Origin of the sequence: Arsenophonus apicola (assembly GCF_020268605.1) — a bacterium.
Classification (GTDB): Bacteria; Pseudomonadota; Gammaproteobacteria; order Enterobacterales; family Enterobacteriaceae; genus Arsenophonus; species Arsenophonus apicola.
In genome coordinates, this window is sequence record NZ_CP084222.1 from 38197 (window position 1) to 54616 (window position 16420).

15 protein-coding genes are annotated in these 16420 nt (G+C 34.3%); 3 read left to right on the forward strand and 12 right to left on the reverse strand.

What is annotated here, in order from left to right:
* Positions 1–119: 119 nt before the first annotated feature.
* Positions 120–746: a superoxide dismutase [Mn] gene (gene sodA, locus LDL57_RS00160; RefSeq protein WP_180559296.1), complete on the forward strand. Its 627-nt coding sequence runs from the start codon at positions 120–122 to the stop codon at positions 744–746.
* A gap of 296 nt (positions 747–1042) precedes the next feature.
* Here the strand turns inward: sodA and trpS are convergent, their stop codons facing one another.
* The 11 genes from trpS to pilM form a co-directional block, all read right to left on the reverse strand.
* The gene (trpS, locus tag LDL57_RS00165) at positions 1043–2086 is read right to left on the reverse strand and encodes a tryptophan--tRNA ligase (protein ID WP_180559297.1); all 1044 of its coding nucleotides are present in this window, start codon (positions 2084–2086) and stop codon (positions 1043–1045) included.
* A 1-nt stretch (position 2087) separates the two neighbouring features.
* Positions 2088–2792 (reverse strand): phosphoglycolate phosphatase, encoded by a 705-nt coding sequence (locus LDL57_RS00170; protein WP_180559298.1) that lies wholly within the window; start codon positions 2790–2792, stop codon positions 2088–2090.
* A complete protein-coding gene (gene rpe / locus LDL57_RS00175) occupies positions 2792–3463 on the reverse strand; it encodes a ribulose-phosphate 3-epimerase (protein WP_180559299.1) in 672 nt (223 codons plus the stop codon). Before rpe ends, LDL57_RS00170 begins: the two co-directional genes overlap by 1 nt.
* Positions 3464–3490: 27 nt before the next feature.
* The gene (dam, locus tag LDL57_RS00180) at positions 3491–4321 is read right to left on the reverse strand and encodes an adenine-specific DNA-methyltransferase (RefSeq protein ID WP_180559300.1); all 831 of its coding nucleotides are present in this window, start codon (positions 4319–4321) and stop codon (positions 3491–3493) included.
* Positions 4322–4400: 79 nt separating this feature from the next.
* A complete protein-coding gene (locus LDL57_RS00185; protein WP_180559301.1) occupies positions 4401–5261 on the reverse strand; it encodes an SPOR domain-containing protein in 861 nt (286 codons plus the stop codon).
* A gap of 125 nt (positions 5262–5386) precedes the next feature.
* Positions 5387–6481, reverse strand: coding sequence for a 3-dehydroquinate synthase (gene aroB / locus LDL57_RS00190; protein ID WP_225506684.1), 1095 nt, complete (start codon positions 6479–6481; stop codon positions 5387–5389).
* A gap of 54 nt (positions 6482–6535) precedes the next feature.
* On the reverse strand, positions 6536–7057 hold the full coding sequence (gene aroK / locus LDL57_RS00195; protein WP_026823190.1) for a shikimate kinase AroK: 522 nt from the start codon (positions 7055–7057) through the stop codon (positions 6536–6538).
* A 621-nt stretch (positions 7058–7678) separates the two neighbouring features.
* The gene (locus tag LDL57_RS00200) at positions 7679–8722 is read right to left on the reverse strand and encodes a secretin GspD/PilQ domain-containing protein (protein ID WP_225506694.1); all 1044 of its coding nucleotides are present in this window, start codon (positions 8720–8722) and stop codon (positions 7679–7681) included.
* Between the two features lie 16 nt (positions 8723–8738).
* Positions 8739–9263, reverse strand: coding sequence for a hypothetical protein (locus LDL57_RS00205; RefSeq protein WP_180559304.1), 525 nt, complete (start codon positions 9261–9263; stop codon positions 8739–8741).
* Positions 9250–9534, reverse strand: coding sequence for a PilN domain-containing protein (locus LDL57_RS18035; protein WP_180559325.1), 285 nt, complete (start codon positions 9532–9534; stop codon positions 9250–9252). Before LDL57_RS18035 ends, LDL57_RS00205 begins: the two co-directional genes overlap by 14 nt.
* Positions 9535–9803: 269 nt before the next feature.
* Positions 9804–10637, reverse strand: a complete 834-nt coding sequence (gene pilM / locus LDL57_RS00215; RefSeq protein ID WP_180559305.1) for a pilus assembly protein PilM — start codon at positions 10635–10637, stop codon at positions 9804–9806.
* 115 nt (positions 10638–10752) lie between these two features.
* Between pilM and mrcA the strand changes: the two genes are divergently transcribed.
* The gene (mrcA, locus tag LDL57_RS00220; protein ID WP_180559306.1) at positions 10753–13278 is read left to right on the forward strand and encodes a peptidoglycan glycosyltransferase/peptidoglycan DD-transpeptidase MrcA; all 2526 of its coding nucleotides are present in this window, start codon (positions 10753–10755) and stop codon (positions 13276–13278) included.
* Positions 13279–13367: 89 nt separating this feature from the next.
* Here the strand turns inward: mrcA and nudE are convergent, their stop codons facing one another.
* Positions 13368–13919, reverse strand: a complete 552-nt coding sequence (nudE, locus tag LDL57_RS00225) for an ADP compounds hydrolase NudE (RefSeq protein ID WP_180559307.1) — start codon at positions 13917–13919, stop codon at positions 13368–13370.
* A 349-nt stretch (positions 13920–14268) separates the two neighbouring features.
* Here nudE and LDL57_RS00230 point away from each other — a divergent pair, with 349 nt between their 5' ends.
* Positions 14269–16413, forward strand: a complete 2145-nt coding sequence (locus tag LDL57_RS00230) for an IgaA/UmoB family intracellular growth attenuator (RefSeq protein ID WP_180559308.1) — start codon at positions 14269–14271, stop codon at positions 16411–16413.
* The last annotated feature ends 7 nt before the right edge of the window (positions 16414–16420 follow it).

Here is a 16420-nt window from a genome sequence, read left to right on the forward strand (position 1 = left end):
TAATAAAAAACCTTAAAAAATGTATTGTTTATAATTGTTTTCAATATGATGGTAATCCTTGTAAAATAAGTATTGATTAAAACATTTATTTTATATTTCAGTAACAGGAGTTAATGAAAATGAGCTATACATTACCTTCCCTACCTTATGAATATGGGGCACTAGAGCCACATTTTGATGAAAGGACAATGAGGATCCATCATACCAAACATCACCAAACATATGTCAACAATACCAATGATGCTTTAAAAGATTTTCCTGAGCTTGCCAAACTTGATATATATGATTTAATTCAAAATTTAGATAAAGTGCCATCTGATAAGCGTACCTTTTTACGCAATAATGCAGGCGGGCATGCCAATCATAGTATGTTTTGGATTGGATTAAAAATTGGTACTGAACTAAAAGGTGAGCTGAAATCGGCAATTGAACGTGATTTTGATAGTGTAGAAAATTTTAAAGAAATCTTTGAAAAAGCGGCTGCAACTCGTTTCGGTTCTGGTTGGGCGTGGTTAGTCTTGAAATCGGATGGAAAACTGGCGGTTGTTTCGACAGCTAATCAAGATAATCCGTTAATGGGTGAGTCTATTTCCGGTGTTTCTGGTTATCCTATTTTAGGGCTTGATGTTTGGGAACATGCTTATTACCTTAAATATGAAAATCGTCGTCCTGAATATATTAAAGCTTTTTGGTCGGTTGTTAACTGGGATGAAGCTGCGAAACGTTTTGCGCAAAAAGTAAAATAACATTGACGATACCTGTTTGTTTCTTTTCAATGTTAGTGGTGCCAGATTACTTACTGGCCTACTAATATTTTTGGGATAACAATTAAAAATATAACAATAAAAATTACAAAACACTGTTAATTGTTTATATAATCAGTTGAAAAAAATAATTTCTTTTACTAAATATTGTTTCCTTGTTTGATAAATATATTAATAAAATAAAGATTTGCTCTTATTTTACTTTTCATTGTTATTAATTTTTATAAATAATTTATTCTTAGTGTCAATCTCCCACGTATTTTACGGGGAGAAGAGAGTTAATTTTTTATAGGATTAATAAAACCAATAGCATCATAAACTTTACTAAGCGTTATTTGAGCGCGAGCCTCTGCTTTGCTAGCACCTTCAGACATAATATCATTTAATAATTTTTCGTTATTACGAAATTCATCAAAACGACTTTGGATATTTATTAACATATCAGAAACAGCTTCAGCAACAGTGTTTTTAAGATCGCCATACATTTTTCCAGCAAATTGTTTTTCTATCTCCGAGGTAGATATAGCTGTTATGCCAGAAAGGATATCTATTAGATTAGAAATACCCGGTTTATTTTCTAAATCATAGTAAATTTGTGGTGGCTCGTCAGAGTCAGTGACAGCACGTTTTATCTTTTTAGCTGCTGATTTAGGATTTTCTAATAAGGTTATAACATTATTGCGATTATCGTCTGATTTTGACATCTTTTTTTGCGGTTCTTGTAGAGACATAACCCGCGCGCCTTTTTCCGGAATAAAGGGATCGGGTATAGTAAATATTTCACCATAGAGCGAATTAAAACGTTGAGCGATATCACGGCTTAATTCTAAATGTTGTTTTTGATCAATACCAACCGGGACTTGGTTTGTCTGGTAAAGTAAAATATCTGCAGCCATTAATACTGGATAATCAAATAATCCAGCATTAATATTTTCAGCATGACGGGTTGATTTGTCTTTAAATTGTGTCATGCGGCTTAATTCACCAAAATAGGTGTAACAGTTAAGGGCCCAGCTAAGTTGAGCATGTTGAGGAACATGGGATTGAACAAAAATAATACTTTTTTTAACATCGATACCGCAAGCTAGATATAAGGCTAATGTATCAAGCGTACGCTTTCTTAACTCTTTGGGATCTTGACGGACTGTAATGGCATGTTGATCAACAATACAATAAATACAGTCATATTTATCTTGCATGTGAACCCATTGACGTAATGCGCCAATATAGTTGCCGATGGTTAATTCCCCAGACGGTTGAGCCCCACTGAATACAATAGGTTTTTTGAGAGTATTAGTTGATTTTATTGGGGGTGTATTCATATTACGATTCCAGAATTTTCAAAGGTGGTAGTCCTAACGCAGGAAGTAGATCGGCAAAATTATCTAATACATAATCTGGTTTACTTAATGCGATAGATTCACCATAGTTATATCCATAAGTTAAACCCGCACAAGGACAGCCAGCCGCTTTAGCAGCTAAGATATCGTTATGAGAATCGCCGACAAATAATAATTGATTTTTATGTAGGCCAAATTTTCCCATTGTAAGATATAGTGGAGCCGGATGGGGTTTTTTCTCTTTTACGTCATTTCCCCCTAATATTAAAGAAAAATAAGAATTAATTGCTAATTTTTTTAATAAAGGGGCAATAAATGGTGTTGGTTTATTGGTGACGATTGCCATTGGAAAAGGTTGTTTGGCTAATTCTGCTAATGTTTCTTTTACTCCAGGAAAAAGCTGACTACCTGTTATGACTGTTGTTGCATAAATTTTATCAAATAGTTGATGAATATTATTTTTTATTTTTGGTGTAATTTTAATATTTGCCCAAGTTAATGCGCGTTCTATCATAATATCGACACCATTACCAACCCAAGTGGAAACAAGTTCTTTACCGGCAGCAGGTAATTGCTGATTAATTAAAGCATGATCTAAGGCATCAGCTAATCCGCCAACACTGTCGACTAATGTACCATCCAAATCAAATGCGATAGCTTGAATATCGGTTAATTTTTTTAATGTCATTAAATCGCCTCAGCTAATTTTTTACGCATAGCATCAATGACAGTTTTGTAATCTGGTTGATTAAAGATTGCAGAACCTGCGACAAAAGTGTCAGCGCCTGCATTTGCAACATTAATAATATTATTAACATTGATGCCACCATCAACTTCTAGGCGAATATTATAACCATTACTATCAATCATTTTACGAACTTGACGCAATTTATTTAGGGTTTGTGGAATAAAAGATTGCCCACCAAAACCAGGATTTACCGACATAATTAGGATCATATCTAATTTATCTATTACGTAATCTAAATAGTTCAATGGTGTTGCAGGATTAAACGCTAACCCGGCTTTACATCCGTTATCTTTAATTAATTGTAATGTGCGATCAATATGCTCGCTTGCTTCAGCGTGAAAGGTAATATAGGTTGCACCAGCTTTAGCAAAATCTGGGATCAGTCTATCTACTGGTTTTACCATCAAATGTACATCAATGGGAGCTTTAATACCATAATCGCGCAATGCTTTACATATCATTGGGCCGAAAGTTAAATTGGGGACATAATGGTTATCCATCACGTCAAAATGGACAATATCTGCTCCAGCTTTAATTACATTCTCAGTATCTTCACCTAAACATGCAAAATTTGCGGATAAAATAGAGGGGGCAATCAGAAAATCTTTCATTATTATCTCCGATTTGTTTTTTACCTTTTACTTTTTTTTATAAGTTGGATTATAGAATGCCAAAAGTTCGTCGACTTTTCTACGAGCAAGGCTATTGCGACTAATTGTTCTACGTACTTTAACAACATTTAGCTTGGCGTGATGATACCATTCTCTAGTCGCTGGTGTATCATGATTTGATATTAATACTGGTATTCCGCGTGTTGATGATAAGTGATAAGCGATTTGAGCCAGATTGTATTGTTCTTTGTTGCCAAAACTATTTGTATGATAGGCGGTAAAATTAGCTGTATCTGAAAGCGGTGTATAGGGTGGATCACAGTAAACAACAGCACTTTTATTTACTGATAGCAATGTTTCTTGATAGGTTTGGCAGATAAAAATAGCTTTTTGTGCTTTTTCAGCAAACCAATAGAGTTCATCTTCGGGAAAATAAGGTTTTTTATAACGACCAAATGGAACGTTAAATTCACCTTTTGAATTATAGCGACAAAGACCATTGTAGCAATGACGATTAAGATATAAAAATAGTTCACTACGGCGTTGAGAATTATTACATAGGTTAAATTCAGTTCGTAAACGGTAGTATTGCTCAGGCGTATTAAACTCAGAGTTAAAAAGCTTACGTGAATGCTGTACAAATGTATCAGCATGGTATTTTACGGTATTATATAAATTGATAAGATCATTATTAATGTCAGCTAGGATGTAAGCATTATAGTTGGTATTCAAAAATACTGAACCTGCCCCGACAAATGGCTCTACCAGACAATCACCTTCTGGTAGATATTTTTTAATTTCTTCTACCAGAAGATATTTACCGCCAGCCCATTTTAAAAAAGCGCGTTTTTTCTTCATGCCGCCAAATTTTATCTAAATGTTCCAGAGTTTTTGGTATATCTCTGTTTAGGACAGCATATTTGCGCCTAATAATTCTTTATTTTTGATCTTGCTTAACTTGCTGAAATTTTCTAACCCAGGGTTTTTTTTCCTGCACAGAAGTGGGCAAAGTTGAAATTGCGTTTTTTGCTTCACTGACTGAGTGGTAATTACCATGGATAAGAACATACCACGGTTGTCCATTACGTACGGTCTTATAGATTTTATAATTAGTTAAGCGATTTTTTTTAGCAAATGCTTCTAGGGAGTCTGAACGGCTAGCACTACTTAATTGTAGGGTGTAATTACTTGCTGGGGCTGATAATAAATCACCACTATGGTTTGTATGTGTTCGAACTATAGGTTTTGTTTTTGTTTCAGGATTAGTTTTAACTGGTTCAACGATTTTAGGTGGTGTAGTCGAAGGAAGTATTGTTGATGTTGAATTTTCAACCAATTGTTGCTTTGTAGTCGGCAATGTTTGGCCCTGCCGTAAAGCATCAACAACGTCACCAGGAATTTCAATACGTTTACCTTGCCCTTGGTTAGCTGGAGGCAACGTTCCTTCAGTTGGGGTATCACTAATTGAAGGCATAGTTACGTTTTGTGGTTGGTTTTGTTCTTGAGATATAGAAGACTCATTTGACAGAGTTGTTGATTTAGAAATATCAATGTTACGTTCATTATTTGTTACAGAGTTATGTTCTTTCTCATGATTAGTTGGTGCTTTAAGTGCTGAGCTAATCGCGATAATGAGTAATAATAGAACCAAAACAGCGATACCTATCATGACATGTTGCCGAGAAGCTAGATGATGTTTAGATCCTTGTTGACGTGAACGTAATACAGGCCTATCTGAAGTATCTGGCCGGAAGTTACTTTGATCTTGAGGATCTCTTTCTGGTTTAAACTCGTCCATTTCCCCTCCCTTTAAGGTGAATGACCTCATATCATGGATAAAGATGATTTTTTGTGCAGTTTGATTCTAAAATATGGATATTTATTATAGTGTCACTATAGCTATCTTGCTATCTCAATCACGGTTTAATCTGCATATAGGCATTGCTTAATTGCTTTTAAAACAATCTCATGGCTTATATTAGAGTATAATTCTGCATTACCAATAGATTTAGGTAGCACCAGATTAAGTTGATTATTAACTACTTTTTTATCTCTCATCATGTGAGGTAAATAAGCTTCAGCAGCCATTTTTGCTGGTCCTTTAGTGGGAAGATTTGCTTGCCTCAGTAAGTTTAAAATGCGTTGAGTATCATTATTATCAAATTGGCCGATTAACTCTGCAGTTTTTGCAGCCATCACGATACCTGCAGCAACTGCCTCGCCATGTAGCCAGCAACCATAGCCTAATTCAGTTTCAATAGCATGACCAAAGGTATGTCCTAAGTTCAATAATGCACGTTTTCCATTAATTTCTTTTTCATCTATGGCGATGATTTCTGCTTTTAGTTCACAGCAACGCCGGATGCAATAACTTATTGTTTTTTCGTCAAACTCAAATAGTTTACTAATGTTTTTTTCTAACCAACAAAAAAAATCATAATCTAGAATAATTCCATATTTAATAATTTCTGCTAAGCCTGAAGAGAACTGACGTGCTGGTAATGTTTTTAGACTATCTAAATCAATAATAACCGATATAGGTTGATAGAAAGCACCAATCATATTTTTACCTAACGGATGATTGACAGCTGTTTTTCCTCCAACAGATGAGTCAATTTGAGATAGAAGTGAGGTTGGTGCTTGGATAAAACGAACGCCTCTTTGGTAGCAGGCGGCAGCAAATCCTGTCAAGTCACCAATAACTCCGCCCCCAAGGGCAATAAGAGTGGTGCTTCGAGGATGATTTTTTTCCAATAAAGCAGTGAAGACGGTATCAAGAATAGCTAATGTTTTGTACTGTTCTCCATCAGGTAGAATGATCTCATCAACTTTGACGCCCATTTTTGTAAGAGTAGTTTTTACTCTTGTAGAATAAAGGGAATGTAGCGTTTTGTTCGTTACAATCATCGCGTAATCGCCACTTTTAAGCGGCAAAAATGCGTCAGGTGAGTTAAGTAAACCAAAGGCGATGCTAATAGGGTAACTCCGTTCACCAAGTGTAACTGTCAATTTTTCCATATTGATTTTACCTTTATGGCATGTCAATCAGTCATTCATGTTGATTTATTGAAATCAAGTATTTTCTAATAATCCAATGATTTGGTTAGCAACCACTTTTGCACTTTGATCGTCGGTATGAATAGTAATGTCTGCGATTTCTTCATAAAGTGGATTACGTTCATGAGCGAGTTTTTCTAAAACTTCACGAGCAGGCTGATCTACTTGCAATAAAGGTCTTTTTTTATCGCGTTGTGTTCGTGCCATTTGTTTTTCAATCGTTGTTTCAAGATAAACGACCACCCCGCGAGCAGACAAACGGTTACGTGTTTCTTTTGATTTTACCGATCCTCCCCCTGTTGCTAGGACAATTCCTTGTTTTTCTGTAAGCTCATTGATGATTTTTTCTTCACGTTCCCGAAAACCTTCTTCGCCTTCCAAATCAAATACCCAACTCACATCAGCACCAGTACGTCGTTCAATTTCTTGATCGGAATCAAAAAACTCCATACTAAGTTGCTGCGCTAGCTGGCGACCAATAGTACTTTTTCCGGCGCCCATAGGCCCAACCAGAAAGATATTACGTTTCTCTGCCATGTTTTTGGTATTACTAAGATTATTCGTTAATGATAACCCGCCCCGCCAATCAAATTAGCAACGGGACCTATAATTGAAACCTCATGAGTATTGACACCTTTTCTTGCATATAAAAGCAAAAAAATCCCAAATACATTCAGTTTTTTCTGAATTATATCGGAGGGCCTGTTTTTGGAACATAACTGATAGCAGTATTTCTTCACAGGTTTAAAATCCCAAATGTCTCGTAATACGTAATATACAGTATTACAAAGCTCAAGTATTCGTCTTTAAGTTTGTTTGCGCACTAAGTTTAACATCAATCAATTTGAAAACCACGTCGATATCTAAACGGAAAGCGTATTATTTGCTGCCGATTATGAATGATATTAAATTGGATATAAAAATTATCGCAATAGATTAGCTAAAAATGCAACTTTAATCGTACATATAAAGGTTTTATCATCGAGTGTACGCACTTACATTGTTTATTTCGCCAAATATTTAACTTTGTAAGCTAAATCTTTCTTATCGTCAAATTTATAATCCATTATTCACAATAATCGGATGATTTTTGCTCTTTTTAGCGCCTTTTAGTATGAAGTTATATTATAAAAAATAATTATTGGTTACTATATTTTATTAAATATTAATTAATTGAGGTGTTATAAATATGACTAATTCTCTGTGATAAGTTTGTTTTCCATCTTTGGTGAATAACTGGCCAAAGAAAGGAATTTCTGCTAGGTAAGGAATTTTTTGTTGTTGATTGTTTTTTTTCTGTTGGAAAATTCCACCTAAAATAAGTGTTTCTCCATGATTAATCGTAACTTGCGTTGATATTTCTTGTTTATTAATTGCAATATGTTGGTAAGTATTTGCTAGTAGAGTAGTATTGGGGCTATTTTGACTAATTTTTAGCGATAGACGAACTTTACCTCCTCGTAAAATGGTAGGCGTAACTTCCATTCCTAGTATTGCTTCTTTAAATTTTATCTGACTTTTTTTATTACTTTGAATGATATAAGGAATTTCTGTGCCTTGCTTAATGCTGGCCGATTGGTTATGAGAGGCCATCAATCTGGGGCTGGCAATGATAGATAGTTGATTTTCTTGTTCTAAAGCACTCAATTCCAGTGACAATAAGTGACTTTTAATTTTGGCAATATTGAAAGCGATATGTGGAATTGAAGATGGTGTTGGTTGATGAATATTCAGCCTGCTAATTCCGACTTGGTTCATTTTATCGGCACTGAGTTCCCAAAAGATACCTAGTTCATATAAAGCCTCTCGACTTGTATTGATAATATAGGCTGTGATTTGTACTTGTTGTTGTGGAATATCAATTTTTTTTAGCCAGGATTGAAGCCGTTCAATGTGTCTCTGAGTATCTTCAAAAATTAAGTTATTGGTCTGTTTATCGGCGAAAACTTTTCCTTTTTTGGTGAGTAAGGGGGGATTTTTTTGTGAAAGTTGAGATGCTAATAATTCTGCTTCAGCATATTGCAGGGGGTAAGTTAGATAATGTATATCACTCTTTTCTTCAGGTATTGGTAATGTATGAGTAACATTGTTTTCAATAATTTCTTCTATTTTTGGCGGGGTAAAGGGTTCTCTGGCGGCTATAGCATTAACGCTAAATAATGTTATTAAAACTACAATTAATATTAAATTAAGTAAATTCATTATGTTAGACTTTTTGTTATGGATGAGAGAATGAATTCGCAATATAAGTTATTTTTTTGGGTGTTATTTTTAGCTGATGAATAAGGAGGAGTGGATGGGTTTTTTGTAAGTTTTCGACAAAGGCAATTAATTGATAATAGCTTGTTAAAATTGTGAAATAGTAATCTACACGATTATTTTGATTTTGTTGTTGCCAATAGATGAGTTTTTCACCTGAAGTAGGTAGCGGAAAATTAAATTGAGCAGAAACCAGAGAAGATGTCGGTATTGAAGTAAGTAAGTCTGTTATTTGTTGTTTCTTTTTGTTTAGCAGAGTTTTTAATTTGTTTTTTGTTATGTTTTGTATAAGTTGTATTTTTAATATATTGATATGTTGTCTGTTGTTTTTCCGTTGTTGATTCATTTCATTAATGATTAAAGAATGTTTTGACCAATAAAAAATAAAGAAAAAGAGAAAAATTAAAAAAAGCGTTAACCATTGTGGGATAAGCTGTTTCCATAATGGCCTGTAAAACCATTCATATATTTTATTTTTTATCATATTGTTCCTCCGAACGTAGCCAGTTTGCATTTAATGTGGTTTTTTGAATATTCTGTGAGGTTAGTTGTATTGTTTCTAATTGGATTTGAGTTACTAACTTTTGCTCGGTTAATTGGCGCATGGACGATAAAATTTCATGATAATCATGGCTATTTGCTTCAATTATTAATTTATCTCCTTGGCTTGAAAGCCCTTCTAACCAACTACCTGTTGGCAGAATATTTGGAATTTGTTTTAGTAAATAAAGTTGTCGTTTGTTGTGGTTAGCGATTTAAATTAACGTATTGAGTTGTTGAGTTAATTGATCAAGTTGCTGTCGCTGTTGCTTAATGTTAGCAAGTTGTTGTTCAATGGCAGCAATTTCTATTTTTTCATTATCAAGTAAATATTGTTAATGAAGGTATTGCTGTTTATGTCTATCAAATATAAAAAACAGAATTATTAGTAAACTTGAAATTTGTATAAAAAAGAGAGATAACCAATCATAATGGCGTTGTTTAAGGCGTTTTTTCTGCCATGGCAGAAAATTGACTTGATAAATCATTTATCTACCTCACGAAGGGCTAAACCTGCGGCGATCGCAAAATTATGGAAATCTTTTGGTAACTTGATAGAGTAATATTGAAAAGAATCTAACAGAGACCAAGTGGAAAAATGATGATGCTTTATATCGTTACCGAGGTAAAAAATAGTATTAGGTTGTTGTTGGGTTTCTTTAGGTAGTAATAATACTAGTTTTTCTATAGAGTCTACCTCAGTTATCTCAAGTGGCTGGTAGTGTATTGATTGATATAAAGGGCCAGCACATATCCACTCTTGTTGTCGCCGATAAATAAGCCAAGTGTTATCAGTAATAGAGGCTTTGTGTGCTAAGTAACGAAGGGCATTAGGAGATATATCGATGACAGAAAGTGAAAAACCTACTTCATGCAATAATTCAGACCAAAAAACAATATCACTACGTCTAGTCGCACAAAGGTAAATTTGCTTTTGATAAATACGATAATCCAGAACAAGCTCACTGATATCCATAGGAAATAGGGTTTCAGCTTTACTATGGACCAGCCAGCCAATTTCTGGTTCAGTTAGTGTTATTTTTTCGGGTAAAAGGAAGTGAGATTTTAGGATTTGTAATGTCGATAAAGAGAATCTTGCATCACAATTGTTAGGTAGTTTTTTGCACCATTGTTGCAGGATATTTTTTAGCGTGGTTATACGAATATTTTGGGTTTCAGTATCTTGGGTTTTAATGATTGGTAAAGAATGTTGCCAACATTCGCGAAGTTGCCAGCCATGTCTGTGTCGAGTAGCAGCCACAAGTTGAATTTTATTATGATGTATATCAAGGCCAATCTGCCATTTGTGTAAAAGCATAGACGATTTCCCTATTGTTAATGTATAAAATTCCATATTCAAAGTATTTTCGAACATTTATACTAAGTATTCATTGTTTATAAACCACCCAATAAATCGTAAATGGGAATTTCAGGTGAAGATCGTAAAGTTTTTTCTTTTTTTTATAGTTTGTTGTCTAGTTTTGGGGGCTGGATCTATTTTTGGTTTGTACAAATATGTCGAATCAGAACTGCCTGATGTAGCAACATTAAAAGATGTTCGATTGCAAGTACCTATGCAGGTGTTAAGTGCAGAGGGTGAGTTGATCGCGCAATTTGGAGAGAAACGTCGTCTTCCATTGTCCTTAAAAGAAATTCCCCCACTAATGATAAAAGCTTTTGTTGCGACGGAAGATAGCCGATATTATGAGCATCATGGTATTGATCCTATAGGCGTTTTTCGCGCTATATCGGTCATAGCTGCTTCCGGTCATGCTTCGCAAGGGGCTAGTACAATAACGCAACAGTTAGCCAGAAATTTTTTCCTAAGCCGAGAAAAAACATTGATGCGTAAAGCTAAAGAGGTGTTTTTAGCTGTCCGGATTGAGCAATTATTGTCAAAAGATGAAATTCTGGAACTTTATTTAAATAAGATTTATTTAGGAAATCGCGCTTATGGTGTAGGTGCAGCTGCTTATGTTTATTTTGGTAAGTCTGTAAATGAATTAAGTTTAAGTGAAATTGCGATGATTGCAGGTTTACCAAAAGCACCTTCTACTTTTAATCCTCTTTATTCCTATGAACGAGCGATAAATCGTCGCAATATCGTATTATTACGGATGTTAGAAGAGGGGTATATTACTCAACAGCAATATAATGAAGCAAAGCGTGAAAAAATTATAGCCACTTATCACGCACCAAAAATTTTATTTTCAGCGCCCTATCTGGCAGGAATGGTTAGGCAAGAGCTCTATAAACGCTATGGTGAGAATGCCTATACCGATGGTTATAAAGTCTATACCACCATCTTCAGTAAAGATCAGATAGCAGCAGAGAATGCTTTGCGTAATAACTTAATTAATTATGATATTCGTCATGGTTATCGAGGAGCAGAAAAAACTCTTTGGACGCAGCGACAAACACCTTGGGCACATGAACAAATTATTGAAAAACTAAAAAAAATACCTACTTATGGGCCATTAATTCCCGCTGTAGTTATTGCGACTGATAGAAATAAAGCTGAAGTTATAATGTCAAATGGTGTTTCTGTTGAGTTGGCAATCAATGGTGTTTCTTGGGCACGTAAATATATTTCTGATGAGCGACAAGGAGTAACACCTAAAACGGTTAACGAAGTTGTTAAAGTGGGAGAATTAATTCGTATACGACAGGTTAAAGATAGTTGGTGGTTAGCGCAAATACCAGAAGCAAATTCAGCTTTTATTGCTCTCAATCCAATCGATGGCGCTATTGTTGCGTTGGTTGGCGGGTTTGATTTTGAGTTAAGTAAATTTAATCGAGTAACCCAGTCATTACGTCAAGTTGGTTCCAATATTAAACCTTTTCTTTATACCGCAGCATTAGATAAAGGATTAACGTTAGCTTCGTTATTAAATGATATGCCTATTACTCGTTGGGATGCTGGAGCTGATTCAGATTGGCGACCTAAAAATTCTCCCGACAAATATGCAGGTCCAATTAGTTTGCGGCAAGGATTAGGACAGTCGAAAAATGTTGTGATGGTACGAGCTATGCGTGCAATGGGAGTTGATTATGCGGCGGATTATCTAAAACGCTTTGGCTTTCCTGAAGAAAATATTAATCGAACAGAGTCATTGGCATTAGGTGCTCCGTCATTTACGCCTATGCAAATAGTTCGAGGTTATGCTGTTATGTCTAATGGTGGTTACCTTATCGATCCTTATTTCATTAGTCGAGTTGAAGGGCTAGAAGGTCAGATTGTGTTTGAAGCTAAGCCCAAAATCGCATGTCCTCAATGTAACGATATACCTGTTATTTATGATGATGTACCAAAAATTAAAGAAATAAATGCAGAATCTATTGAGAATATAGTTAAATCTACAACACCGACGATGAGGCTTGAACCTAGAGTAGATATTAATAGTGAAACGCCAATAACGGTTCAACAAGAAAAATATGCTCCACATGTAATTAGTACACCTTTGGCTTTTTTAATTAGTAATGCAATGATGACGAATATTTATGGAGAGCCTGGTTGGATGGGGACAGGCTGGCGTGCGAGAGATTTTAAACGTAAAGATATTGGCGGAAAGACAGGAACGACTAATAGTTCTAAAGATGCTTGGTTTTCTGGTTATGGCCCCGAGCTAGTTGCTACAGCCTGGATAGGCTTTGATGATAACAGACGCAGTTTAGGGCGTACTATTACCGGTGGCGAAGCGGGAGCAAAAAGTGCTCAACCTATCTGGAATGATTATATGAAAGTTGTTCTTGATGGAGTGATGGAAAATAAAATACAGCCCCCAGAAGGAATTATTTCTATTACTATTGATAACAAAACCGGTAAATTAGCAACGGATAATTCAGTAAGTAAAAGTTTGGAATATTTTATTGAAGGAACTGAACCTAAAACAGCAGCTATTCGAGAGGTAGGTACAATGGTTATTTCTGAAGATGGCAATAGTCAGGAACTTTTTTGAACACTTATAACTTTGTTTAATTTTTGTCGTTGAAATTAGGGTTATTAAATAGACCCTATTTCATTTAACAATATTAGGACTTAATTGAGTTAGCGAATATTTTTGAGATAACGTTGAGCATATAATAGAGCGCTAATATTTCTCGCTTCGTTAAAATCTTTAACATCAAGGAGTTCCATCATATTGTCAATTGGCCAACGAATTTGTTCTAGCGGTTCGGGTTCATCGCCCTCTAGTTTTTCCTCATAAAGATTTTGTGCAATGAATATATTCATTTTACTAGAAAAATAGGCAGGGGATATTGTTAGTTTTCCTAGCAATTCAACATGTTTTGCGCCATAACCAATTTCCTCTTTTAATTCTCTTATAGCAGCTTGAATGGCACTTTCTCCTTTATCAATAGCTCCCTTAGGAAAACCTAATTCATACTCTTCAATACCAACAGCATATTCACGAATTAAAATTAGTTCGTTATTGATAATAGGAACAATCAGTACGGCTTCATTTATTGTTGGCTGCATTCGTTCATAAAGACGCTTAACGCCATTACTAAATTCAAGATCAACAGATTGGATACGAAAAAGTCTAGATTCAGCAATATTTTTTATATCCAGAATTTTGGGTTTTTTCATTTGTTTCATATACTGTGTCCCGGACAAAATTTGTTGAATAGATTATAACTTTTTATATTAAAGACAAGGATGGACTTTTAGTTTTTTGCTGAAATCAATTGTCATTCAATCTATCTATTTAGTGATAATATATCAATAAATTTAACCAGAATTGATTATTAGGATAAGGATGTTTTAGTAATATTTTTATTAAATTACTTATTAATTGAACTACTATCTTGTTAAAATAAATAATGATAAATCGTAACTCATTGTTATTGATATTAAAAATAGAAAACTAGAATAGGAATTACCTTATTTAGAGCTACGGAAATGGTTGTTATTCTGCACAGGCATTATTCGTTACATCGGGGAAGAAATGAGCTTACCTTTTGTTATATTGGTTATTTTAATTATTTGCTTGTTTATATTAATTTTCTTTTTGTTTATGAAGGGAAAAAAAGGTAATGATGTAGATAGATTACCTTTCTTAATACATGCTAATTATCGCAAAATTACATCTGATGAATATCAGATAATTTGTGATTATCTTAAATATACCAATTCTGAACAAATCTTAATAAAGACAAAAGAGGCTACAATAAGAAAGTTATTTGATTTCCCTAAAAGAAATGCTTGGGTTTCTTCGGGCTGTAATGCAATAACACGTTTTTCTTTAATCAACGAGCAAGATAATTTATGGCGCTATTTTATTGATACTAAAGAAGTTCATTTACCCCGACAATTAGAACCTTATTTAACAACGCAAAATGTTATGGATGTTGTTGAAACTGATACCTTACCTCTTGTTATATCAGTAAATAATCATTTTTTGGCTGATTTCAAGCAAGATTTTAAAGAATTTCATTTAGCTAGAGAAATAACATTTCCACCAGTTAATGCTTTGATTCAAGAGAGTGGTCAGCAACTGGTAAAATTTATTAAGGTTAGAAAAGAGACATTGGAAGAGTATAAGCTTAATCGATCGTTTAGTTTATGGGGTGGTGGCGTTATTTGTGTTGGGCTAATTGTTTGTGCACTTTCGTTATTTGTTATTGCTATTTTTTTTCCTTGGTTAATGCTATTGGGCGGACTTACTTTTATTGTTGGAGTGTATCTCCTTTATCGACCCTATATTTTTCGTAAAAGATATCAACAAGATATTCGTTGTGTAGAGGGTAAACCTAAACGATTGGGTTTATTCGGCGAGTTTGACAAAGGTAAAAAACATAATATTTCATTGGCTGGAATTGATCTTATTTATCCATCTCATTGGGAGCCATTCCTGGAATATGAGATTGATCAAGCTATTAATATTGATATGTATGCAAACGGTTACGTTGTTCGTCAAGGACGTTACTTATCTTTACATGAAGAGGCACGTCGTTATCCATATAAAAGATATGGCAAAAATTTAATGTTGGTGATAACAAGTTTTTTTCTCATGTTACTACTTCATTTCTATGAACCGGTTCATTTACCAGCGAGGTTAATTTTTCATTGGCTTAATGGAGAAAATTATCGACATACAACAAATTATTCTGAATTGGAAGTAATGCCATTACAGATTGGAGATTATATTGCAGTTAAAGGTGTGGGTATGTGCTATGTACCTATTGATTTTATAGAGAAAGGTAATCGATTTGATTTTCTTCCTTTTGATTGTTCCGGTATCTATTGGAATAATATAAGCCCCTCTCCTATACCTGAATCTGATATAGTTGAAAAAGTATTTTCTCTTTCGACAACAGTTAAACAGCAGCTTTATTTTAATAACCTAGATCATAAAGTTAATCAGCAACTTCGACGCGAGATTATGAAATCCGGCATGAATTTGCTTGATAATTTTGCTGATATCATTTTAAAAACAAATTCATTATGCCCACTTAATAATGAATGTTTTCGTTTAAAGAGCGCTTTAGTTAATTTAAGTGATACCTACGAATGGTCGGTACTTGTTGCTCGAGCAAAAAATGGAAAATTAGCCGGTACAAATGTGATATTACGGCCAGGTGGAGCAGAAACCCTGGAAAAATTGGTTAATGAAACAACATCTTTTTATATTAATAGAGAAATAGAAAAAGCAGCAGCATTATTGAATTCACCACCAGCCAGAGGTGTATTACTTATTAGTGAAGAAGGAAAACCGTTTGTCGATCTAGTTTCGTTCCACTCTCCTGTTGTTGATTCTTATACTCCATTACAAAAATGGCAGGAGCTGCAAAAATTGTCAGATATTTTGATGCATACGCCTTTTGAAGCAGAAGGTATTATTACTAAATTATTTGTCGATGCAAAAGGTACGCGTCATATTATTTTACATAGTAAACCTAGCTCTATCTTACTTTTACGCTATATTAGTGCTTTTCTATTAAACTTGCTGTTAATGGCAACTTTTATATTGAATCTTATTCTGGTTATTACACGTAAGCGTATAAATAAATGGCGATTAAAAAGTATTCGACAATATTATGAGCATTGTTTCAATATTGTTCCTTCTTCTGACCAGCAAAAAAATATTTAACGTAATG

Coding starts and splice junctions, on each gene's coding strand:
- sodA (WP_180559296.1), top strand. CDS start 120: ATGAGCTATACATTACCTTCCCTACCTTATGAATATGGGGCACTAGAG.
- aroB (WP_225506684.1), bottom strand. CDS start 6,481: ATGGAAAAATTGACAGTTACACTTGGTGAACGGAGTTACCCTATTAGC.
- LDL57_RS00200 (WP_225506694.1), bottom strand. CDS start 8,722: ATGAATTTACTTAATTTAATATTAATTGTAGTTTTAATAACATTATTT.
- LDL57_RS00170 (WP_180559298.1), bottom strand. CDS start 2,792: ATGACATTAAAAAAATTAACCGATATTCAAGCTATCGCATTTGATTTG.
- dam (WP_180559300.1), bottom strand. CDS start 4,321: ATGAAGAAAAAACGCGCTTTTTTAAAATGGGCTGGCGGTAAATATCTT.
- nudE (WP_180559307.1), bottom strand. CDS start 13,919: ATGAAACAAATGAAAAAACCCAAAATTCTGGATATAAAAAATATTGCT.
- trpS (WP_180559297.1), bottom strand. CDS start 2,086: ATGAATACACCCCCAATAAAATCAACTAATACTCTCAAAAAACCTATT.
- LDL57_RS00185 (WP_180559301.1), bottom strand. CDS start 5,261: ATGGACGAGTTTAAACCAGAAAGAGATCCTCAAGATCAAAGTAACTTC.
- LDL57_RS00230 (WP_180559308.1), top strand. CDS start 14,269: ATGAGCTTACCTTTTGTTATATTGGTTATTTTAATTATTTGCTTGTTT.
- LDL57_RS00205 (WP_180559304.1), bottom strand. CDS start 9,263: ATGATAAAAAATAAAATATATGAATGGTTTTACAGGCCATTATGGAAA.
- pilM (WP_180559305.1), bottom strand. CDS start 10,637: ATGCTTTTACACAAATGGCAGATTGGCCTTGATATACATCATAATAAA.
- aroK (WP_026823190.1), bottom strand. CDS start 7,057: ATGGCAGAGAAACGTAATATCTTTCTGGTTGGGCCTATGGGCGCCGGA.
- rpe (WP_180559299.1), bottom strand. CDS start 3,463: ATGAAAGATTTTCTGATTGCCCCCTCTATTTTATCCGCAAATTTTGCA.